The sequence below is a fragment of the Paracoccus sp. MC1862 genome (genome assembly GCF_016617715.1).
GTDB lineage: Bacteria > Pseudomonadota > Alphaproteobacteria > Rhodobacterales > Rhodobacteraceae > Paracoccus.
The window spans coordinates 1,875,692-1,896,800 of the sequence record NZ_CP067225.1; the positions used below are offsets into that span (position 1 = coordinate 1,875,692).

At 67.5% G+C, this 21,109-nt stretch carries 21 protein-coding genes and 2 tRNA genes; 11 read left to right on the forward strand and 12 right to left on the reverse strand.

Going from position 1 to position 21,109, the window contains the following annotated elements:
- Positions 1 to 72: 72 nt before the first annotated feature.
- Complete coding sequence (locus tag JGR78_RS09295) at positions 73 to 1,650, forward strand: DUF5928 domain-containing protein (RefSeq protein WP_182790578.1); 1,578 nt, start codon at positions 73 to 75, stop codon at positions 1,648 to 1,650.
- Between the two features lie 11 nt (positions 1,651 to 1,661).
- Positions 1,662 to 2,036, forward strand: a complete 375-nt coding sequence (locus JGR78_RS09300) for an HIT domain-containing protein (protein ID WP_182790579.1) — start codon at positions 1,662 to 1,664, stop codon at positions 2,034 to 2,036.
- On the opposite strand, the gene JGR78_RS09305 is transcribed toward JGR78_RS09300, so the two are convergent.
- Positions 2,024 to 2,980 carry an ABC transporter ATP-binding protein gene (locus tag JGR78_RS09305; protein WP_182802862.1) on the reverse strand — a complete coding sequence of 319 codons (957 nt, stop codon included), beginning with the start codon at positions 2,978 to 2,980 and terminating at the stop codon, positions 2,024 to 2,026. The genes JGR78_RS09300 and JGR78_RS09305 overlap by 13 nt on opposite strands.
- A 97-nt stretch (positions 2,981 to 3,077) precedes the next feature.
- On the opposite strand from JGR78_RS09305, the gene JGR78_RS09310 reads away from it, so the two are divergent.
- Entirely contained in the window at positions 3,078 to 3,320 is a 243-nt protein-coding gene (locus JGR78_RS09310) for a zinc-finger domain-containing protein (RefSeq protein ID WP_182790833.1), read from the forward strand.
- Between the two features lie 205 nt (positions 3,321 to 3,525).
- On the opposite strand, the gene JGR78_RS09315 is transcribed toward JGR78_RS09310, so the two are convergent.
- The gene (locus tag JGR78_RS09315) at positions 3,526 to 4,461 is read right to left on the reverse strand and encodes a cation diffusion facilitator family transporter (protein WP_182790581.1); all 936 of its coding nucleotides are present in this window, start codon (positions 4,459 to 4,461) and stop codon (positions 3,526 to 3,528) included.
- Between the two features lie 203 nt (positions 4,462 to 4,664).
- Entirely contained in the window at positions 4,665 to 7,472 is a 2,808-nt protein-coding gene (polA, locus tag JGR78_RS09320) for a DNA polymerase I (protein WP_182790582.1), read from the reverse strand.
- Positions 7,473 to 7,660: 188 nt separating this feature from the next.
- On the opposite strand from polA, the gene fumC reads away from it, so the two are divergent.
- The 5 genes from fumC to JGR78_RS09345 all read left to right on the forward strand — a co-directional run bounded on the left by fumC (position 7,661) and on the right by JGR78_RS09345 (position 11,023).
- Positions 7,661 to 9,055 (forward strand): class II fumarate hydratase, encoded by a 1,395-nt coding sequence (fumC, locus tag JGR78_RS09325; protein WP_182802864.1) that lies wholly within the window; start codon positions 7,661 to 7,663, stop codon positions 9,053 to 9,055.
- A gap of 91 nt (positions 9,056 to 9,146) precedes the next feature.
- Positions 9,147 to 9,326, forward strand: a complete 180-nt coding sequence (locus JGR78_RS09330; protein ID WP_182790584.1) for a DUF4169 family protein — start codon at positions 9,147 to 9,149, stop codon at positions 9,324 to 9,326.
- Positions 9,316 to 9,564, forward strand: a complete 249-nt coding sequence (locus JGR78_RS09335) for a ribbon-helix-helix domain-containing protein (RefSeq protein ID WP_182790585.1) — start codon at positions 9,316 to 9,318, stop codon at positions 9,562 to 9,564. Before JGR78_RS09330 ends, JGR78_RS09335 begins: the two co-directional genes overlap by 11 nt.
- Before the next feature lie 31 nt (positions 9,565 to 9,595).
- Positions 9,596 to 10,342, forward strand: coding sequence for a YebC/PmpR family DNA-binding transcriptional regulator (locus tag JGR78_RS09340; protein WP_182790586.1), 747 nt, complete (start codon positions 9,596 to 9,598; stop codon positions 10,340 to 10,342).
- Between the two features lie 60 nt (positions 10,343 to 10,402).
- The gene (locus JGR78_RS09345) at positions 10,403 to 11,023 is read left to right on the forward strand and encodes a LysE/ArgO family amino acid transporter (RefSeq protein WP_182790587.1); all 621 of its coding nucleotides are present in this window, start codon (positions 10,403 to 10,405) and stop codon (positions 11,021 to 11,023) included.
- 169 nt (positions 11,024 to 11,192) lie between these two features.
- On the opposite strand, the gene choV is transcribed toward JGR78_RS09345, so the two are convergent.
- The 3 genes from choV to choX are packed head-to-tail and all read right to left on the reverse strand — an operon-like array spanning position 11,193 to position 14,012.
- Positions 11,193 to 12,221 carry a choline ABC transporter ATP-binding protein gene (gene choV, locus JGR78_RS09350; protein WP_182802866.1) on the reverse strand — a complete coding sequence of 343 codons (1,029 nt, stop codon included), beginning with the start codon at positions 12,219 to 12,221 and terminating at the stop codon, positions 11,193 to 11,195.
- A complete protein-coding gene (gene choW, locus JGR78_RS09355; protein WP_182790589.1) occupies positions 12,218 to 13,075 on the reverse strand; it encodes a choline ABC transporter permease subunit in 858 nt (285 codons plus the stop codon). Before choW ends, choV begins: the two co-directional genes overlap by 4 nt.
- Position 13,076: 1 nt before the next feature.
- The gene (choX, locus tag JGR78_RS09360; RefSeq protein ID WP_182790590.1) at positions 13,077 to 14,012 is read right to left on the reverse strand and encodes a choline ABC transporter substrate-binding protein; all 936 of its coding nucleotides are present in this window, start codon (positions 14,010 to 14,012) and stop codon (positions 13,077 to 13,079) included.
- A 101-nt stretch (positions 14,013 to 14,113) separates the two neighbouring features.
- On the opposite strand from choX, the gene betI reads away from it, so the two are divergent.
- A complete protein-coding gene (betI, locus tag JGR78_RS09365; RefSeq protein ID WP_182790591.1) occupies positions 14,114 to 14,689 on the forward strand; it encodes a transcriptional regulator BetI in 576 nt (191 codons plus the stop codon).
- 3 nt (positions 14,690 to 14,692) lie between these two features.
- On the opposite strand, the gene JGR78_RS09370 is transcribed toward betI, so the two are convergent.
- The 6 genes from JGR78_RS09370 to JGR78_RS09395 form a co-directional block, all read right to left on the reverse strand.
- Entirely contained in the window at positions 14,693 to 15,160 is a 468-nt protein-coding gene (locus JGR78_RS09370) for an SspB family protein (protein ID WP_182790592.1), read from the reverse strand.
- A gap of 108 nt (positions 15,161 to 15,268) precedes the next feature.
- Positions 15,269 to 15,345: transfer RNA gene (locus JGR78_RS09375), tRNA-Asp, on the reverse strand.
- Positions 15,346 to 15,372: 27 nt separating this feature from the next.
- Positions 15,373 to 15,449, reverse strand: a tRNA-Asp gene (locus JGR78_RS09380).
- A gap of 173 nt (positions 15,450 to 15,622) precedes the next feature.
- Positions 15,623 to 16,744, reverse strand: coding sequence for a hypothetical protein (locus tag JGR78_RS09385; RefSeq protein ID WP_182802868.1), 1,122 nt, complete (start codon positions 16,742 to 16,744; stop codon positions 15,623 to 15,625).
- Between the two features lie 141 nt (positions 16,745 to 16,885).
- On the reverse strand, positions 16,886 to 17,689 hold the full coding sequence (locus JGR78_RS09390; protein WP_182790594.1) for a PRC-barrel domain-containing protein: 804 nt from the start codon (positions 17,687 to 17,689) through the stop codon (positions 16,886 to 16,888).
- A gap of 110 nt (positions 17,690 to 17,799) precedes the next feature.
- A complete protein-coding gene (locus JGR78_RS09395) occupies positions 17,800 to 18,891 on the reverse strand; it encodes an anhydro-N-acetylmuramic acid kinase (RefSeq protein ID WP_182790595.1) in 1,092 nt (363 codons plus the stop codon).
- Between the two features lie 64 nt (positions 18,892 to 18,955).
- Here JGR78_RS09395 and tyrS point away from each other — a divergent pair, with 64 nt between their 5' ends.
- Together tyrS and JGR78_RS09405 are read left to right on the forward strand one after the other, a co-directional pair.
- Positions 18,956 to 20,203, forward strand: coding sequence for a tyrosine--tRNA ligase (tyrS, locus tag JGR78_RS09400; protein ID WP_182790596.1), 1,248 nt, complete (start codon positions 18,956 to 18,958; stop codon positions 20,201 to 20,203).
- A complete protein-coding gene (locus JGR78_RS09405) occupies positions 20,200 to 21,096 on the forward strand; it encodes a PfkB family carbohydrate kinase (RefSeq protein ID WP_182790597.1) in 897 nt (298 codons plus the stop codon). Before tyrS ends, JGR78_RS09405 begins: the two co-directional genes overlap by 4 nt.
- Positions 21,097 to 21,109 lie beyond the last annotated feature (13 nt).

The following is a 21,109-nucleotide window of genomic DNA, read 5'->3' on the forward strand; positions in this document are numbered from 1 at the left end:
CGCGACGCTGGATTTGTCACGATCAGGCAAGTGTTCCGCCGATGGTCGCATCGATCGAAGTGAACCCGGAAGATGGCCCGCATTGCCTTTATCCTGCTGTGCCACAAGGACCCCAAGGGCATCATCGCCCAGGCCCGGCGGCTGACCGGCTCGGGCGATTTCGTCTCGATCCACTTCGACGCGCGGGCCAACCCGGCCGATTTCGACATGCTCCGCCAGGCGCTGGACGACAACCCTGGGGTGACCTTCGCCACCCGCCGGCTGAAATGCGGCTGGGGTGAATGGTCGCTGGTCGGCGCCACGCTGGAAGCGGTGCGCGCCGCTGTCGCGGCCTTCCCCACCGCCACCCATTTCTACATGCTGTCGGGCGACTGCATGCCGATCAAGTCGGCCGATTACGCGCATGAGTTCCTCGACGCCCATGACCTCGATTACATCGAGAACTTCGACTTCTTCGAAAGCGACTGGATCAAGACCGGCTTCAAGGAAGAACGGTTGATCTACCGTCACTGGTTCAACGAACGCACCCGGAAGCGGCTGTTCTACGGCAGCTATGAATTGCAGAAGCGGCTGGGCCTGAGGCGGCGGGTGCCTTCGGACATCCGGGTGATGATCGGCTCGCAATGGTGGTGCCTGCGCCGCCAGACGATGGAAAAGGTGCTGGCCTTCTGCGACGAGCGCCCGGACGTGGTGCGCTTCTTCCAGACCACCTGGATTCCCGACGAGACCTTCTTCCAGACAATCGTCCCCCATGTCGTGCCGCGCAAGGAAATCCGGCCGCGCACGCTGACCTTCCTGATGTTCACCGACTACGGGATGCCGGTGACCTTCTACAACGACCATTACGACCTGCTGCTGGGGCAGGACTATCTCTTCGCCCGCAAGATCAGCGCCGAGGCGATCGAGCTGCGCGAGCGGCTGGGCGCGCTGTGGAAGGCGCAGGACGTGCAGTTCGCGATCTCGAACGAGGCGGCGGGGCTTTACCGCTTCCTGACCCAGCGTGGCCGCATCGGCCGCCGCTTCGGCCAGCGCTTCTGGGAGGTCGAGGGCTCGCTGGGCCGCGGTCGCACGCTGATCCTGATCGTGGCCAAGAAATGGCATGTGGCCAAGCGCCTGACCGCCGCCATCCGCTGGCACACCGACATCCCTGCGGTGAACTTCCTGTTCAACGAGCTGGACGCCGAACTGCCGGACATGGGCGGGATCGAGACGACGCTGGCCAAGCGCGAGCGTCACCGGCGGGCGCTGGTCAAGATGCTGTTCGTCATGTTCGACCAGCCCAGCATCGCGATCTGCCTCGATCCTTCGGCGCTGGGCCTGGTGCAGGACTTCCTTGGCGACAAGGCGGAAACCCGCCTGCTGCTGATCGAGGTCGATTTCGACGACGACTATGTGCGCGGCCACATCGAGCGGGTGGGGCTGGCCGGGCAGAACAGCGCCCCCCATCAGGTGGACCGCCTGATCCCGGCGGTGCGCAGCGACCTCGAACACGAGGCCGAGCATATCCGCGACCTCGAGATCGAGGGTTTCGAGGCAATCTCGAAGCACAGGGGTGAGCAGGCCAACGCCGCCGCGCTGCGGCGCCTGCTGGGCGTCGATCCCGAGGTTGCCTTGACGCTCGCCCGCACCGATCATCTGTTCGACGACTGAAAGGGCCGCCCATGAGCTATGACGACAGCAACATCTTCGCCCGCATCCTGCGCGGCGAGATCCCGAATGACACCATTGCGGAAAACGACCACGCGCTGGCCTTCCGCGACATCCGCCCGCAGGCGCCGGTCCATGTGCTGGTGATCCCCAAGGGGTCCTATGTCAGCTATGACGACTTCGCCGCCAATGCCTCGGACGCCGAGATCGTGGGCTTCCACCGGCTGGTGGCGCAGGTCGCGAAGTCCGAGGGTCTGTCGCTGGCCGAGGGCAGCGAGGGCTTCCGCGCGATCACCAACGCCGGTCCCCATGGCGTGCAGGAGGTGCCGCATTTCCACCTGCACCTGCTGGGTGGACGCCCGCTGGGGCGGATGCTTCAGGCGGGCTGAGGCGCGCGGGTCAGGGTCAGGAACACTTCCTCCAGATCGGGCTGCTCGGTCGCTACGTCGATCATCGGCACGCCCCCTTGCCGCAGCGCGTCGATGACCTGATGCGCTTCGATCCCGCCCATGGGCCAGGTCAGGGCGATGCGGCCGTCGCGCCGCTGGGCCTCGACGCCCGGCGGCAGGGGCGGCAGCGCGCCGTCCCATGCGCCGGGGTCCACCAGCAGCGTCTTGGCCCCTGCCCGCGACAGCAGGCGTTCGGTCGGCTCCTGCACGATCTTGGCGCCGTGGTTGATGATGGCGATCTCGTCGCACATCTCCTCGGCTTCCTGCAGGTAGTGGGTGGTCAGGATCACCGTCATCCCCTGCGCGTTCAGCTTGCGGACATTGCGCCACAGCATGTCCCGCAGGCCGATGTCCACGCCTGCGGTCGGTTCGTCCAGCACGAGGATGCGCGGGCGGTGAACCAGCGCCTTGGCCAGCAGCAGCCGCCGCTTCATGCCGCCGGACAGGTGGCGCGAATAGCTGTTGGCCTGATCCGACAGGCCGACGAGTTCAAGGATCTCGTCCGTCCAGCGGTCCGCCTTGGGCACGGCGTAAAGCCCCGCCTGCACCTCAAGGCTCGCCCGAGGGGTCAGGAACGGGTCGATGACCAGTTCCTGCGGCATGACGCCGATGGCGGCGCGGGACTGGCGCGGGTTCACGTCCTGATCAAAACCCCAGATCTCGGCCTTGCCCGAGGTCTTGCGGACCAGCCCGGCGAGGATGTTGATCAGCGTCGATTTCCCCGCCCCGTTCGGCCCCAGCAACCCGAAGATCGACCCGCGCGGGACCACCAGATCGACGGCTTTCAGCGCCTCTTTCGCGGGGGCCTCGCCCGAGGCCGCATAGGTCTTGCGAAGCCCGGTCAGGCGGATGGCGGCGTCGGGCGGGGTGAAGGTCTTGGACATGGCGAACCTATGGGCCGCCCGGCTTGCGGCGGGGCGGGGGCTGGCTAGAATGGCCTCCGTTAAACCGGCCTTCCCCCGCCAGCACAAGAGAGCCCCGATGCGCCATCCCGTGACCGAGACCCCGCTGTCCACCAACCAGGACCCGGCCGCCGAGGTGCTGCCTGCGCCGGAAACCGAGGTGGTGACAAGCTGGAAGGTCTCCTGTTCGGGCGACGAGGCGCGAGGCACCGGCCATCCGCTGGTGTGGCTGGCGATCTCGCCCGACACCGGCTGGGTCGATTGCGGCTATTGCGACAAGCGCTTCATCATCGACCGCGACCACGCGGGCGGAGATCACTGAGGGGCCGCGCCTCCGGCAACGGGTGTTTTTTTCTGCCTGAAATACCCCGGGCTTCCGGGCGCCTGGAGAGAAGGCGGATCAGGAAACAGCCATCAAGGCTGCTTCCCCGCTGGATGGCGCCAATGGCGCGTTTTCAGCAAGGAAGGCCACGGCGGTGGTGATCGGGGCAGAGCCCCGCCTGCAACGATGCTGCCAGCACCGCGCCTCAATGATGGGTGCGGCCCTGCCCTGACAGATCATCCGCGCAGCCCGACAAGGGGCTTTCCGTTTCGATCGTGGAATGGCCGATGCCGTAGTCGCGCAACACGGACTTGACCGCCAGCCGGGTGGCATGAGGATCGGCACCCTCGGCGACGACGAGGTGCATCTCGGCTGACATCCGCCGCTCGTCGATCTGCCACAAATGCAGGTGGTGGAGGTCCTCGACGCCTGGCACCGCCCTGATCGCGTCCCGCAGGGCCGAGTCGTCCACATGGGCCGGCGCGCCCAGCATCAGCATCCGCAGGATGGGGCCGAGGTCGCCCCGGATGTGCCACAGGATCACGACTGAGATCAGGATCGTCAGGATCGGGTCCGCGATGCGCCAGCCGAAGACCAGGATCAGCGCCCCGCCCACCAGCACCGCCACCGACACGCCCGCGTCGGCCAGGTTGTGCAGCCAGGCCGCGCGAATGTTCACGCTTTCCTTCGCCAGCCGCGCCGTCAGCAGCGCGGTTCCGATGTCGACCACCAGCGCCAGCCCGGCCAGCGCCATCACCAGCCCGCCCACGACCTCCGGCGGGTCGGCCAGACGGACGAGCGCCTCGATCATCAGCCAGATCGACACGGCGATCAGCGCGAGGTAGTTGACGAAGGCCGCCACGATTTCGGCCCGGCCCCAGCCGAAGCTCATTGCCGGGCTCGGCTTTCGGGCGGCAAGCCTGCGCGCCCCGAAGGCCAGCACCAGCGCCAGCGCGTCGGACAGGTTGTGTACCCCGTCCGCCACCAGCGCGGTGGAATCCGCCGCGAGCCCCCCGATGATCTGCACTGCCGTCAGCCCAAGGTTGATGACGACTGCCCACAGCAGAGCGCGGTCCCCCAGCCCCTCGTCGTGGGAGTGGGCGTGGCCCGCGTGGTGACCGTGTGCGTGATCATGCGGCATTCGCGCTTACCGTGAACTCGGGACCGGGGCCCTGCCCCGCTCGCTACTTCGTAGCCTTTTCCGCTAAAAGCAGTCCACCGGACTCAGCTGGCGAGAAAACAGCCATGACGGCTGTTTTCTGATCCCCCTCCTGCCCGGGCGCTCGGAGGCCAGAGATGTTTGAACGAAGAAGAAAACGAGCCTGAGGCGCAAGCGAACCGGCATCAATGCGCCTCGGCCCAGGTGCGGCCCGAGCCTGCGTCCACTACCAGCGGCACGGACAGGTGGACTGCCGGGATGTGAGCGTTCTCCATGATCTCGCGGGCAGTCGCGATCAGCGGATCGACGGCGGAGTCCTCGGCCTCGAAGACGAGTTCGTCGTGGACTTGCAGCAGCATCCGCGCGGACAGGCCCTCGATGGCCTTGGGCATGCGGATCATGGCGCGGCGGATGATGTCGGCGGCAGTGCCTTGGATCGGCGCGTTGATCGCCGCGCGGCGCGCGCCCGCGGCGGCGGGACCGGAGGACGAGATGCCCGGCGTGTGGATGCGCCGCCCGAACAGGGTGCGGACGGCGCCTTGGGCCTTCGCCTCGCGCGTGGTGCGGTCCATGTAGGCGCGGATTTCCGGGAAGCGTTTGAAATAGGTGTCGATGAACTCCTGCGCCTCGGCCCGCGGGATGCGCAGGTTGCGCGACAGGCCGAAGGAGGAGATGCCGTAGATCACGCCAAAGTTGATGGCTTTGGCCCTGCGGCGGATCATCGGGTCCATGCCTTCCACCGGCACGCCGAACATCTGGCTGGCCGTCATCGCGTGGATGTCGATGCCTTCAGAAAACGCTTGCTTCAGTGCCGGGATGTCGGCCATGTGGGCAAGGATTCGCAGTTCGATCTGGCTGTAGTCGAGGCTGACGAGCTTGCGCCCCTCGGGCGCGATGAAGGCCTCCCGGATGCGGCGGCCCTCCTCGGTCCTGACGGGGATATTCTGCAGGTTCGGGTCGGTGGATGCGAGCCGCCCTGTCGCGGCCCCGGCGATGGAATAGCTGGTGTGGACGCGCCCCGTTTCCGGGTTCACGAAGGTCGGCAGCGCGTCGGTATAGGTCGATTTCAGCTTCGACATGGCCCGCCAGTCGAGGATCTTCGCGGGAAGCTCATGCCCTTCGGCGGCGAAATCCTCCAGCACGTCGGCGCTGGTGGAAAGCGCCCCCGACTTGCCCGCCTTGGTCCCGGCCAGCCCCATCTGGTTGAACAGGATGTCCCCCAACTGCTTGGTCGAGCCGAGGTTGAACCTGGTCCCCGCCAGCGCATGGGCCTCGTCCTCAAGCTGCGCCATCTTCTGGGCGAAGGCTCCCGACATTCGGTTCAGGTGCTGCGAGTCGATCTCGACCCCGGCCATCTCCATGCCCGCCAGAACCTCGATCATCGGGCGTTCCAGCGTCTCGTAGACGGTCGTGACCTGCGCGGCTGGAAGCTGCGGCTTGAAATGCTGCCAGAGGCGCCACGTCACCTCGGCATCCTCGGCAGCATAGCGAGCAGCCTTGTCGATTGGCACCTGCGCAAAGGTGATCTGGCTTTTGCCCGCGCCGATCAGTTCCTTGATGGGCTGGCAGCGGTGGCCGAGATAGGTGCTCGCCAACTCGTCCATGCCGTGGTTGTGCAGCGCCGCGTTCAGCGCATAGCTGAGCAGCATGGTATCATCGACCGGCCTCATCCCGATGCCGTGGCGGGCAAGGATCTTCCAGTCATATTTGGCATTGTGCAGGATCTTGAGGATCGCGGGGTCTTCCAGCATCGGCTTCAGAAGCGCCAGCGCCTCCTCCATCGGGATCTGGCCTTCCGACTTCGCGCCGCCGCCGAACAGGTCCGCCGTGCCCTCGACATGGCCCAGCGGGATATAGGCGGCCATGCCGACCTCGGGACACAGCGAGACGCCGACCAGTTCCGCCTGCATCTCGTCAAGGCTGGTCGTTTCCGTATCCACCGCGACCACGCCCTTCTGCCGGATGGCGTCGAGCCACTGGCGCAGCGTGTCCATGTCGCGGATGGTGACGTAGCTTTCGCAGTTCAGCGGCGGGAACTGCGGCGCGGTGGGAGCAACCGCTTCCGTAGGCGCAGGCGCGACCGGCTCGGGCGGGGAGGCCTTGAAGCGTTCCGCCACGCGGTTCGTGAGCGTGCGGAACTCCATCTGGTTGAGGAAGTCCATCAGCACGGCGGGGTCAGGGTCCTGAACCTCCAGCGTCGCCATGGCGAAGTCGATGGGCGTCTGGCAGTCGAGTTCCACCAGTTGCTTGGAGATGCGGATCTGTTCGGCATGATCGATCAGGGTCTGGCGGCGCTTGGGCTGCTTGATCTCCTCGGCGCGCTCCAGCAGCGTCTCAAGGTCGCCGTATTCGTTGATGAGTTGCGCGGCCGTCTTGATGCCGATGCCCGGCGCGCCCGGCACGTTGTCCACGGGATCGCCTGCCAGCGCCTGCACGTCGGCCACCCGTTCGGGGAAGACGCCGAACTTCTCGAACACCCCGTCACGGTCGATGGGCTTGCCCTTGATCGGGTCCAGCATCTCGACCCCCTCGCCCACAAGCTGCATCAGGTCCTTGTCGGAACTGATGATGGTCACGCGCCCGCCCAGTTCCCGCGCCTGGCAGGACAGCGTGGCGATGATGTCGTCGGCTTCGTAGTCGCGGATCTCGATGCAGGCGAGATTGAAGGCGCGGGTGGCGTCCCGCGTCAGCGGGAACTGGGGGCGCAATTCCTCGGGCGGTTCGGGGCGGTTGGCCTTGTAGTCGCCGTAGATCTCGTTGCGGAAGGTTTTCGAGGAATGGTCGAAGATCACCGCCGCATGGGTCGGCGCATCCGGCCCTCGCGCGTCGTTGATGTATTTCCAGATCATGTTGCAGAAGCCCGCGACGGCGCCTACCGGCAGCCCGTCGGACTTGCGCGTCAAGGGCGGCAGCGCGTGAAAGGCGCGAAAGATGAAGGCCGATCCGTCGATCAGATGCAGGTGGCTGCCCTTGCCGAAGCCTTCGTCGTTCATCGCTGTCCCCTTCTCGCACCCGGCCGTTCTGCCACGCCGCCCGCCTCCGCGTAAACGGCCCGCTTGCAGATGGGGGCTTGAGGCCGCGGCGTCCAGCGCGGCATCGGTATGCGACGGCATACCGATTGCGGAACCGGCCAGATGGTCCTAGAAGGCCGCCAACCATTGCCCAGTCGCAGAGGATCGCCATGACCGACACCCGCACCGAAACCGACAGCTTCGGCCCGCTGGACGTTCCGTCCGACCGTTACTGGGGGGCGCAGACGCAGCGTTCACTTGGAAACTTCAGGATCGGCTGGGAAAGGCAGCCCACGGCCATCGTGCGCGCGCTGGGCGTGGTCAAGCAGGCCGCAGCCCAGGTCAACATGGCAACCGGCAAGCTGGACACCCGGATCGGCGAGGCGATGGTGCAGGCCTCGCAAGAGGTGATCGAGGGCAAGCTGGACGACCACTTCCCGCTGGTCGTCTGGCAGACCGGCTCGGGCACCCAGTCGAACATGAACGCGAACGAGGTCATCTCGAACCGCGCCATCGAGATCCTGGGCGGCGAGATCGGCTCGAAAAAGCCGGTCCATCCGAACGACCACGTCAACATGGGCCAGTCGTCGAACGACACCTTCCCCAGCGCGATGCATGTCGCCATCGGCATGGTCGCCCGCGACGTGCTGCTGCCGGGGCTGGATCATCTCGCCAAGGCGCTGGAAGCCAAGCGCGACGAGTTCAAGGACATCATCAAGATCGGCCGCACCCATACGCAGGACGCCACCCCCCTGACCCTGGGGCAGGAATTCGGCGGCTACGCCCACCAGGTCCGCATGGGGATCGAGCGCGTGAAGCTCACCCTGCCCCACATCTACGAACTCGCGCAGGGCGGCACGGCGGTCGGCACCGGGCTGAACACGAAGAAGGGATGGGACACGGCCATGGCGGCCGAGATCGCGAAGATCACCGGCCTGCCCTTCGTCACCGCGCCCAACAAGTTCGAGGCGCTGGCCGCCCATGACGCGATGGTCTTCTTCCACGGCGCGCTGAAGACCGTGGCGGTCAGCCTCTACAAGATCGCCAACGACCTGCGGCTGCTGGGCTCCGGCCCCCGCTCGGGTCTGGGCGAACTGATCCTGCCGGAAAACGAGCCCGGTTCCTCGATCATGCCGGGCAAGGTGAACCCGACCCAGGCCGAGGCGCTGACCATGGTCTGCGCCCATGTCATGGGCAACGACGCGGCCGTGGGCTTCGCCGGCAGCCAAGGGCATTTCGAGTTGAACGTCTACAACCCGATGATGTCCTACAACGTGCTGCAGTCCATGCAGCTTCTGGGCGACGCGGCGGTTTCCTTCACCGACAACATGGTTGTGGGCACTCAGGCCAATGTCGAGCGCATCGGGAAGCTGATGAAGGAAAGCCTCATGCTGGTGACGGCGCTGGCCCCGACCATCGGCTATGACAACGCCACCAAGGTCGCCAAGACCGCCCACAAGAACGGCACCACCCTGCGGGAGGAGGCCGTCGCACTGGGCTTCGTGGACGAGGAGACCTTCGACCGCGTGGTGCGCCCCGAGCAGATGATCGGCCCTGAGGACTGATTCTTCCCACTCGACCTAGGGCGCGCGGGCCGGTCTCGCGCGCCTTTTGCATGTCCTGTTCCACCGCCTCGAGTCGGGCTATGATCCGGCCATGACGCAGATCATCAATCTCAGCCGAGCCCGCAAAGACAAGGCCCGCGCCGACAAGCGCCGGCAGGGCGATGCCAATGCCGCGAGGCACGGCCGCACCAAAGCCGAGCGCCTGCGCGACGAGGCCGAGGCGGAACGCGCCGCCCTCAGCCTCGACCGGCACCGCCGCGATGACGATTGAGCTGCCGCCGCTGACCCCTCCGCTCAAGCGGTCCGTCACCATCGACGGCCATGCTACCAGCGTCAGCCTTGAGGACGCCTTCTGGCGTGCCGCCACTGATGCCGCCGCCGCACGCGGCATGACCCGCGCCCAACTGATCGCCGCCATCGACCACGCCCGCCCGCCCGAGGTGGGGCTGGCGACCGCCATCCGGCTGTTCCTGTTTGCCCAGCTTGCGCCAGCCCCGCCCGGTGACTAGAAACCGCGCCACAGCGAAATGAGAGGATCTCATGGCAGGCCATTCCAAATGGGCCAACATCCAGCATCGCAAGGGCAAGCAGGACAAGCTGCGGTCCAAGCTGTTCAGCAAACTGGCCAAGGAAATCACCGTCGCCGCCAAGATGGGCGACCCCGACCCCGACAAGAACCCGCGCCTGCGCCTTGCGGTGAAGGAAGCCAAGTCGAGTTCCGTCCCCAAGGACGTGATCGACCGCGCCATCAAGAAGTCGATGGGCGGCGACGCCGAGAGCTACGAGGAAATCCGCTACGAGGGCTATGGCCCGAACGGCGTGGCGATCATCGTCGAGGCGATGACGGACAACCGCAACCGCACCGCCTCGAACGTCCGGTCCTATTTCACCAAGCACGGCGGCGATCTTGGCCAGACCGGCTCGGTCAGCTTCATGTTCGACCGGGTGGGCGAGATCATGTATCCCGCATCCGCCGGTGACGCCGACACGGTGATGATGGCGGCGCTGGAGGCAGGTGCCTCGGACGTGGAAAGCGACGAGGAAGGCCACTGGATCTATACCTCGGACAGCGATCTGGCCGAGGTCTCGGCGGCGCTCGAGGCGTCCCTGGGCGAATCCGAATCCGCCAAGCTGATCTGGAAGCCGCAGGCTCCGGCCGAGGTGGCCGACCTCGACCACGCCCAGAAGCTGATGAAGCTGATCGACACGCTGGAGGACGACGACGACGTCCAGAACGTGACAGGGAACTTCGACCTGACCGAAGAGGTCGCGGCGCAGCTCGGCTGAACCGCCAGAAGCAACCGCGGCGGCGCCTCCGGGCGCCGCTTTTTCGTACGAGGCTACAGGATGATCTTTCAAGGCGCCTCGGCGGCGTCCTTTTTGTCGGGCCTCGGCATCGGGCTGTCCCTAATCGTCGCCATCGGCGCCCAGAACGCCTTTGTGCTGAAACAGGGGCTGCTGCGGCAGCACGTCTTCGCGGTCTGCCTGTTCTGCGCCGCCTCGGACGCGGCGCTGATTGCCGCAGGCGTGGCGGGCGCGGGCGCCATTGCCCGCAACGCGCCTTGGTTCCTGGCCGCGATGCGCTGGGGCGGGGCGGCGTTCCTGATCTGTTACGGCTTCCGCTCGGCCCGCGCCGCATGGCGGGGCGGTGATACCCTGCAGGCGCAGGGCGCGGCCGCGCCGTCCCTTGCCGCGACGCTTTCCACCATCGCGGCGCTGACATGGCTGAACCCGCATGTCTGGCTGGATACGGTCGTGCTGCTGGGGTCCGTCTCGGCGATCCAGCCCGACCGGATGGCCTTTGCGCTGGGGGCGATGAGCGGGTCTTTCCTGTTCTTCTTCTCGCTTGGCTACGGAGCGCGTCTGTTGGCACCCCTTTTCGCGCGTCCGGTCGCCTGGCGCATCCTTGATGCAGGCGTGGCGCTGGTCATGTGGACGATCGCCGCGACGCTGATCCTAGGCGGTTGAAATCACGCTGCCCTGACCGGCCGCGTCGCCCTTGCGTCACGCTCGCATGGGTATTTGGGCCAGAAAGAAGCCCCTGGAGCCAAGGCGAAGAGGCCAGGAAAACGTCTCGGGCGTCTTCTTTCTGGTCCAAATACCCATTCAACCGTCCAGCAAACGCCACGATCCGGTTTCAGCCCCTGGCCTTCGGCGGGGCCGACAGTCGCGCCAGAACCCCAGCGCGCGTCACCCGCCCGCCGCCCCCGACGGGCAGCGCCTCGGCCCCGGCGAGTGCCGCCATGACATCGCGTGCTGGAAGATCGGGGGACAGCGGGGCGCCCCCCGCCTCGCCCGGCTCGGAGAGGTCGGCGGCCGTCAGGACGGCCAGCGGGTCCATGTGGGCCACGAACTCGGCGACATAGGGACTTGCGGGATTGCGGGTGATGTCGCGGGGGGTTCCGACCTGGACGATGCGCCCGCCTTCCATCAGGGCGATCCGGTCGCCCAGCTTGAAGGCCTCGTCAAGGTCGTGGCTGACGAAGATGATCGTGCGCTGCAGCCGCTTCTGCATCGCCAGCAGGTCGTCCTGCAGCCGGGTGCGGATGAGCGGATCGAGCGCCGAGAAAGGCTCGTCCATCAGCAGGATCGGCGCGCGGGTGGCGAAGGCGCGGGCAAGGCCCACGCGCTGCTGCATCCCCCCCGACAGGTCGCTGACGCGACGGTCGGCCCATTCCGAAAGGCCGACGGTCTCCAGCTCCTCATCCACGCGCGCCCGGCGCTGTGCGCGGGACTGGCCCGCCAGTTCCAGCCCCAGCCCCACGTTCTCGCGCACCGTCCGCCAAGGCAGCAGGCCGAACTGCTGGAAGACCATCGACACATGGCACAGGCGGATCGTCTGCAGCGTTTCCTTGTCCGCGCGGGTGACGCTGGTCATGCCCTGCCCCATGCGGATGCGGACATCGCCCCGCACCACCGGGTTCAGCCCGTTGACAGCCCGCAGCAGCGTGGACTTGCCCGATCCCGACAGGCCCATGAGCACGAGGATCTCGCCCTCGGCCACCGTCAGCGAGCAGTCATGCGTGCCCAGGGTCTGCCCGGTCGCCTCGCGGATGGCGCCACGGTCCAGTCCCTCGTCGGCCAGCGGCAGCGCGCGTTCGGGCTTGTCGCCGAAGATGATGGAGACGCGGTCGAACTCGACCGCCGCGCGCGAGGCGGGGGTCATCGCTCCTTCTCCCGCCGAGGAGCGGCCAGCATCCGGTCGAGGATAATGGCCACCACCACGATCACGAAGCCCGATTCGAACCCCAGCGCGGTGTTCACGCTGTTGAGCGCCCGGACCACCGGGACGCCCAGCCCCGCCGCCCCGACCAGTGCCGCGATGACGACCATGGACAGCGACAACATGATCGTCTGGTTCAGCCCTGCCATGATCTGCGGCAGGGCGCTGGGCAGTTCGACCTTCCACAGAAGCTGACGGGGGGTGGCGCCGAAGGCCCGGGCGGCCTCGACCAGCGCCTTGGGGGTGGATGCGATTCCCAGCCGCGTCAGCCGGATCGGCGCGGGCAGCACGAAGATCACCGTGGCGATCAGGCCGGGCACCGTGCCGATGCCGAAGAAGACGATGGCCGGGATCAGGTAGACAAAGGTCGGCAGCGTCTGCATCAGGTCCAGAAGCGGCTGGATATAGCGATAAAGCCGGGGCCGGTGGGCCAGCGCGATGCCGATGGGCACGCCCACCGCCATGCAGACGACGCCCGCCGACAACACCAGCGTCAGCGACTGCATGGTAGCGTCCCAGTAGCCTTGGTTGAGGATGAACAGGAAACCGACCGCCACCCACAGGCAGACCCGCCAACTGCGCCGCAGCACCCAGGCCAGCACCACGGCCAGCGCGGTGAAGACCAGCGGATGCGGCAGTTCCAGAATCGTCTCGATCCCGGCGATCAGGCGGTCCAGCACCGCCGACACCGCGTCGAACAGGGGTGCCGCGTTCAGCTTGAGCCAGTCGAAGGCCCTGCGCGCGGTCTGGCCGACCGGCAGCTTGGTGTCGGTCAGCAGGTCGGTCAGCCAGTCCATCTCAGCCGTCCAGCGCCTCGTTCAATGCCGCCAGCGCGTCGCCGCCATCCACGGTGGTGACGCCCTCCAGCCACAGGGTCGCGGCGTCGCGGTTCTCGTCCAGCCAATCCCGCGCGGCGCGCCCGGGTTCCTTTCCTTCGTCAAGGATGGCCGACATGATCTGGTTTTCCATCTCCAGCGTGAAGGACAGGTTCTGCAGGAAAAGCCCCACGTTCGGGCATTCGGCGATATAGCCTGCCCGCGTGTTGGTGCGGACTTCGGCGCCGCCCAGGTCGGGGCCGAAGACCTCGTCGCCGCCGGGCAGGTAGGTCATGTCGAAGCGGGCGTTCATCGGATGCGGCTCCCACCCGAGGAAGACGATGGGCTTGGCATCCGCATCGGCGCGGGCGACCTGGGCCAGCATCCCCTGCTCGCTCGATTCCACGATCTCGAAGGTGCCGAGGCCGAACCTGTCCTCGGCCACCATCTCAAGCAGCAGGCGGTTGCCGTCGTTGCCCGGCTCGATCCCGTAGATCCTGCCGTCCAGCGCGTCGCGGTTGGCCGCGATCGAGGCGAAGTCGGTGATCCCGGCCTGAACCCCGGCGCTGTTGGTGGCGAGCGTGTATTTCGCGCCCGTCAGGTTGGTGCGGACCGTGTCCACCGTTCCGGCCTCGGCATAGGGGCGCAGGTCGGCGGCCATCGAAGGGTGCCAGTAGCCTAGGAACACGTCGAGGTCGTCGGTGGACAGCGCCGTGTAGGTCACGGGGACGGACAGCACCCGCACCTCGGTCTCGTAGCCCAAAGCCTCCAGCAGGGTGGTCGCAAGCCCCGTTGTGGCCGAGATGTCTGTCCAGCCTACGTCCGAGAAACGGACGGTGCCGCAGCTTTCCGGCTCGGCCGCGGTGGCCATGGCGGGCAATGCGGCGGCCAGCGCCAGCAGCGCCTTGTGGAAGGTCATGGACTTCTCCTTCTTTGTCGCCGGCGCGTTTGTTGATTGACGGGTCAATCAAGCCGGGCTACCCTTGCGGCCACTTGGGTGATTCTGCCGAGGGGTCAGTTATGCCCAAAACCGGGGCCGAGGCCAGTCGAAAGGCTGCGCTGGTCGATGCCGCCATTGCCGCCGTCGGGCGTTCGGGCACCCAGGATGTCACCGTGGCGAAGATCGCGCGCGAGGCGGGAATGTCGCCGGCGCTGGCGCATCATTACTTCGGGTCGAAATCGCAGATGCTGGTGGCCGCGATGCGGCATATCCTTGCGATCTACGGCCAGAAGGTCCGGGCGGCGCTGGCGTCCTTTCCGCCCGGGGAAAGGGCCGAAGCGATCGTCGCCGCAAGCCTCGACGAGACGCATTTCGACAAGGACACCACGGCGGCCTGGCTGAACTTCTATGCGCTGGCGCTGTCGGAACCCGAGGCCGGGCGGCTTCTGGCCATCTATCACCGACGGCTCAGGTCGAACCTGGTCCATGCGCTGCGGCCCCGCGCGGCCGAGCAGGCGGAGCGGGTGGCCGAGACGCTGGGGGCGCTGATCGACGGGGTCTACCTGCGCGCCGTCATCGACAGGCAGGGGCCGGAGCCGGCGCAGGCCCATGCGATGGTGCGGCGCTGGCTGGACGAGGCCCTGCAGGGAAGCTGACGACTACCTGCGCCATTTGTCGAGGCTGACGACTTCGGCCCCACCGGGCGGCGGCGGTTCGGGCTCGGCGGCCGGCTGGCCGGGGGCCGCCCCTTCCTCATCGTCCTCGTCCTCGGCGTCCTGGGTTTCGAAGCGCAGGCCGAATTCGACCGAGGGGTCCACGAAGGTCCGCACCGAATCGAACGGGATATACAGCGGTTCGGGCGAGCTGCCGAAGTTCAGCGTGACCGAGAATCCTTCGGGCGTGACGCGCAGGTTCTCGAACCAGTGCTGGATGACGATGGTCATTTCCTCGGGGTAACGTTCGCGCAGCCAGCCGGCCATCTCGACGCCTTCGTCGCGGGTGTCGAAGGTGATGAAGAAATGATGCTCTCCGGGCAGGCCGTCCTGGGCGACGCCGTGCAGGACATCGACGATCACGCCCTGCAGCGCGCGGTGCATCATCCCCCCATAGTCGATCTCGCCTGCCATGAACGTCTCCTGCTCGTATCGCGTCAGCATAGGGATGCGCCGGGGATTGAAAAGCCCATGACGCACAACCGGCGAAAGATCGCGAAGGGAAGGAAGGAGAGGGGAAAGTGGCGCGGTTGACGGGGCTCGAACCCGCGACCCCCGGCGTGACAGGCCGGTACTCTAACCAACTGAGCTACAACCGCGCATTGTCCCGTGGCGATCGATGGTGGTGGCGCGGTTGACGGGGCTCGAACCCGCGACCCCCGGCGTGACAGGCCGGTACTCTAACCAACTGAGCTACAACCGCCCGAACCACTCCCAGATCGCCTCTGGGGTGCGGGGGGTTTACGCAGCCCCGCGCATGAGGTCAAGCGCAATAAGGGGGGATCAGAGCGGGCGGGCAAAAAAGAAGAAACCCCGCGCGGTGGCGGGGTTCTTCCGGGCAAGGGGCGGCGGTGCGGGACGCCCCCGTCCCTGTCGTCAGTTGCTGCCGGCGGTATAGGGCGGCAGGTTCTGGATCTGGTCGACAGGGGTGCCGACATAGGCTTCCAGATCGCCCGCGGCGGTGCGCTGGAACGAGATCTGGTCAAGCGGATAGGCCACCTGACGCTCGCCGATGCCGAGGAAGCCGCCGACCGCGACGATGGCGGTGTTGGTCGCGGCGTCAAAGGCGTCGATCTCGCCGATCTCGTCATAGTCGGCGCCATCAGGGGCAAAGACCTGCAGCCCGTCCAGCCCCTGGTTCGTCACCTCGACCGGATCGACCAGCGTATAGCCTTCGCGCACGACGATGTCGGTCGCCATGACCGGGGCAACAGCAACCGCGGTGCCGGTTGCGACACCCGTCACCACGCTGCCCGGCACGCCGTCACCTGCAAGCGCGGGATCGGCGCCGGTGACGTTCACCGCGGCCTCGCCCTGCTGGACCTCGACATTGGCCTGGCCGGCTTCCTGGACCTCGACGTTCGGGGCCGGGGCCTCGCCCACGCTGACCTGCGCCTCGCCCGTCTGCTCGACGTTGACGCTGGCCTCGTTCTGGCGGATCTCGACTTGGGCGGCATCGGCGCGGGTGACGTTCACCACCGGCTCGGCGTCGGTCACGTTGACGTTCGCCTCGGCGCCCTCGACCACGACGCGGGGCTGCGGCTGGACGAAGGAGACGACCGGCTCGGGCGTCTCGACCGTCACGACCGGCTCGGTCTCGCCGATACGGACCTCGGGATCGGCCAGCGCCACCGAGACGACAGGCTGCGGGATGTTCACGGTCACGGTCGGCTCGGCCTGCGTCACGGTGATGGTCGGGGCGCATTGCTGGACCTCGACCTGCGGCGGGGCCTGGGTGACGGTGACGGTCGGCTCGGGCTGCTCAACGGTGACCTGGGGCGCGGCCTGGGTGACCTGGACCTCGGGCGTGGGCACCTCGACGTTCACGGTCGGCTCGGCCTGCTCGACGATCACCTGGCCGCCCGGGACGGCGACGGCCGCGGGATCGGTGACCGCCGCCGGGTCGGTTGCGGGGGCATCGGTGGCTGTCTGCGCCATGGCGCCCGCCGCGGCAAAGGACAGTACTGCGGCCGTGCCCAGAAGCTGCTTGATGAGCATGAAGGTTCCTTTCGTCTTTTTTATAAGTGCCCGCCGGTGTCTCAGGCATCGGGGTCACAACCCCACGATCTGGCGCAGGTTCCCACCGGAACGAAAAAGGGCGCCCCGGATGGGACGCCCTGATTGCCTGCGCGGACTGGCTCAGCGCATGACGGTGGTGGTGTCGAAATCGGGCAGCGCCTCAAGCTCCTCGCGGGTGTAGTTGGTCGCGAAGAAGGCGTCATCGCCGATCTGCACGAAGTGCAGCGCGTCCGGGTCCAGCAGCACCGACTTGGCCCCGAGGCCGAGGAAGCCGCCGATGTCGGCGACATAGCCCACGATGTTGTTCTGCGGGTCCACGACGATGTCGTTCACCTGGGCGATGTCGGTCCATTCAGCCGGGCGTTCGGTCATGGTGCCGGTCTGCCAGGCGGTCGAGGACGGCTGGTTGGTGGTCCAGATCCGGCGGTTCATGATCCACGAGCCGAGCATGCCGGGGTTGTCGGCCGACATCACCGCCGTCCCTGCGGCGGTGGCGGTGGTCTGATCTGTGGCCATGGCGCCGGTCGTCGTGGTGGTCATCGTGTCGGTCATCGTGGCCATGCCGCCGGTCGCGGTCGTATCCGCGGGCACCGTTGTGGTGGCCGCGGTGGTAGCCGTCGTGTCGGCGCCCGTGGTCATTGCCGCATCGGTTGCGTCCTCGGCCCGGTCGGCGGCATCCTCGGCCACGTCGGCGGTCCCGGTCGTCATCGTCGAATCAAGGGCGTTCTCAGCCGAATCGGCAGCGTCCTCGATCCGGTCACCGGCAGCCGCAGCGGCATCGCCGGTGGCCGTGGCGGCGTTGTCCAGCGCGGTGGCGGCAGTGGTGTCGGTAGTCGTGGTCGTGGTGGTGTCGGTGGCGGTCTGCGCCATCGCGAAGCCCGTCAGGGCAAGAGACGAAGTGGCGGCGAGAAGCAGAGCTTTCATCGGTGACGTCCTTCTTTTGTCCAAATCAGCCGGGATCGCTTTGCGTCCCCGGTCTGGCGCTCCAACGTCCGTTGCTTGGCCCGCGTTCCCGGCTGCTCATCAAGTGGTTGTCAGCGGCACGGCGGGCTGATCCGTCCGCCGCAGACGGCGCCCGGTGCGCCCGTGGTCCCTGGCCCCGAGGTGGGCAGCCCCCGCAGCACCCGCGCGGCGAGCCAGGCAAAGGCCTGCGCCTCGATCATGTCGCCATCTAGCCCGACATCCTCGACCGGGCGGACGGGCAGGCCGCAGCGGTCCGCCAGCGCCCGCATCATGGCGGCGTTGTGACGCCCGCCGCCGCAGACCAGAACCGAGGCCGGGCGCGAGGGCAGCAGCCCCAGCCCCGCCGCCACCGCCGCCGCCGCCGTGTGGGTCAGGGTCGCCGCCGCATCCGCGTCCTCCATCTGGGCGACGGCCGGGGCCAGCATGGCGAAAGAGTCACGGTCCAACGACTTGGGCGCAGGGCGGGCGAAATAAGGGTGGCGCAGAAAGTCCAAGATCAGTGATTCTCGGGGATTGCCTTGGGCGGCAAGCGCGCCGCCCTCGTCGCGCGGAACGCCGCGCCGCGCCCGTATCAGGTCGTTCAGCGGCGCGTTCGCCGGGCCGGTGTCGAAGGCCACGCAGGCTTTCAGCGGGTCAGGGTTGCGCGGGTCGCACCAGGTCAGGTTGCCGACCCCGCCAAGGTTCAGGAACACCACCGGCTCAGGCGAAAGCCGCCCCTGCCCCACTGCCCAGCGGGCCAGCGCATGATGGAAGAAGGGCGCGAGCGGCGCACCCTCACCGCCCTGCCGCACGTCCTCGGTGCGGAAGTCCCAGACGGTGCGGCGGCCCGTAGCGCGGGCGAGTTCCCAGCCTTGCCCAGCCTGATGGGTGCGCCCGGCGCCCGGATCATGGGCGAGCGTCTGCCCGTGATAGCCGATCAGATCCGCCTCGGGGAAATCCGCCGCCAGCGCCGCATGGGCCCGCACCGACAGGGCCGCCGCCTCGGCCACCCCCGGCTCTCCCGGCCAGCGGCGCAGCGCGGCGTGCAGGACCTCCGCCTCCTCCGCCGAATAGGCGCGATAACCCACTCGCCCGAAGCCGAAGATCGCCTCGCCGTCAGTGTCTAGCACCGCCGCGTCCACCCCGTCCAGCGAGGTGCCCGACATCATCCCCAGGACCAGCATCCGCCTTTTCTTCCCCTCGTGCCCCGGCGGCTGTATAGGCGGGCCGAGTAGAAGGAAAAAGCCGATGACCTACCGTCCGAAGTCCGAGTTCCTGACCGTCATGACGGAACGCGGCTATCTGGCCGACTGCACCGACCTGCAGGCGCTGGATGACGCTTTGATCGAGGGTCCGGTCACGGCCTATATCGGCTATGACGCGACGGCGGCGAGCCTGCACGTCGGCCACCTTCTGAACATCATGATGCTGCGCTGGTTCCAGAAGACCGGGAACAAGCCGATTACCCTGATGGGCGGCGGCACGACCAAGGTGGGCGACCCTTCGTTCCGCTCCGAGGAACGCCCGCTGCTGGACGACGCCGCGATCCAGTCGAACATCGACGGGATGCAGCGGGTCTTCGCCCGCTATCTCGACTATGGCAGCGACGCGGCGATGATGCTGAACAACGCCGAGTGGCTGGACGGGCTGAACTATCTCGACTTCCTGCGCGACATCGGGCGGCATTTCTCGGTCAACCGGATGCTGTCCTTTGAATCGGTGAAGTCGCGGCTGGACCGGGAACAGAGCCTGTCCTTCCTCGAATTCAACTACATGATCCTGCAGGCCTACGACTTCCTTGAACTCTACCGCCGTTACGGCTGCAGGTTGCAGATGGGCGGGTCGGACCAGTGGGGCAACATCGTCAACGGGATCGACCTGACGCGCCGGGTGCTGGATTCGGAAATCTGGGGCCTGACCTCGCCGCTGCTGACGACCTCGGACGGGCGCAAGATGGGCAAGTCGGCGGGGGGCGCGGTCTGGCTGAACGGCGCGATGCTGTCGCCTTACGAGTTCTGGCAGTTCTGGCGCAACACCACCGACGCCGACGTGGGCCGCTTCCTCAAGCTCTACACCGAGCTTCCGGTGGCCGAGTGCGAGCGGCTGGGCACGTTGCAGGGCCAGGCGATCAACGACGCCAAGATCGTGCTGGCGAACGAGGTCACGACCTTGCTGCACGGCGCCGAGGCTGCGGCCTCCGCCCAGGCGACCGCCCACGAAGTCTTCGAACAGGGCGGCACCGGCGTCGATCTGGAACTGGTCGCCATGCCGGCCGCGGCCTTTGAAGGAGGTCTGTCGGTCGTCCAGATGCTGGCGCAGACGGGACTGACGGCTTCGGGAAAAGAGGCCAAGCGCTTGATCGCCGAAGGGGGCCTGCGGCTGAACAACGACGTCGTGGCCGACCCGCAGCGGATGCTGTCCGCCGAGGAAATCGGCGCGGGCATGAAGGTCAGCCTCGGCCGGAAGAAGCACCGGATGCTGCGGATCGTCGGATGACATCCCCGCGCCCGGACATCCTCTGCGTCGGCGCGGTGCTGTGGGACGTAATCGGCCGCAGCCCCGCACCGATGGCTCCGGGCGCGGACGTGCCGGGCCGCATCCGCCATGTGCCGGGCGGCGTGGCGCTGAACGTGGCTGTTGCCTTGGCTGCACGGGGGCAATCCGTGGCCGTGCTGGGCGCAGTCGGCACCGATCCCGAGGGCGACGCGCTGCTGGCCGCCGTGCGCGCCTTGGGGGTCGCCACTGACTGGATGCAGCGCCTGCCCGACTGGCCGACCGACGTGTATATGGCGATCGAGGACAGCCACGGCCTGATCGCCGCCATCGCCGACGCCCATTCGCTGGAAGCCGCCGGCGGCCGGGTGCTGGCCCCCTTGCGCGACGGCACCTTCGGCTCGGCCGAGGCGCCGTGGCACGGAACGGTGGTGATCGACGGCAACCTGACCGTGCCGCAGCTTGAAGCCATCGCATCCGACCCCACCCTGCGCCAGGCCGACCTGCGCGTGGTCCCGGCCAGCCCCGGCAAGGCCGAACGCCTTGCGCCCTTGCTGGGGTTGGATCACGTCACCCTCTACCTCAACCGCGCCGAGGCCGAGACGCTGGCGGGCCACCCCTGCGCGGGCGCGGCCGAGGCCGCCTCTGCCGTGGTGACGCGCGGCGCGTCCCGCGTTCTGGTCACTGACGGCGCCCGCCCTGCTGCCTGCGCCATGCGCGGGGCCGAAGTGCTGACGCAACAGCCGCCCCCCGTCACCATCGCCCGCGTGACCGGCGCAGGCGACTGCTTCATGGCCGCGCATATGGTGGCCGAACGCGCGGGCGCCGACCGCGCCACCGCTCTGGACGCTGCAATTCTTGCCGCCGCCGCCCATGTCTCGGGCGAAGGACCATGAGTTTCTTCTTCGC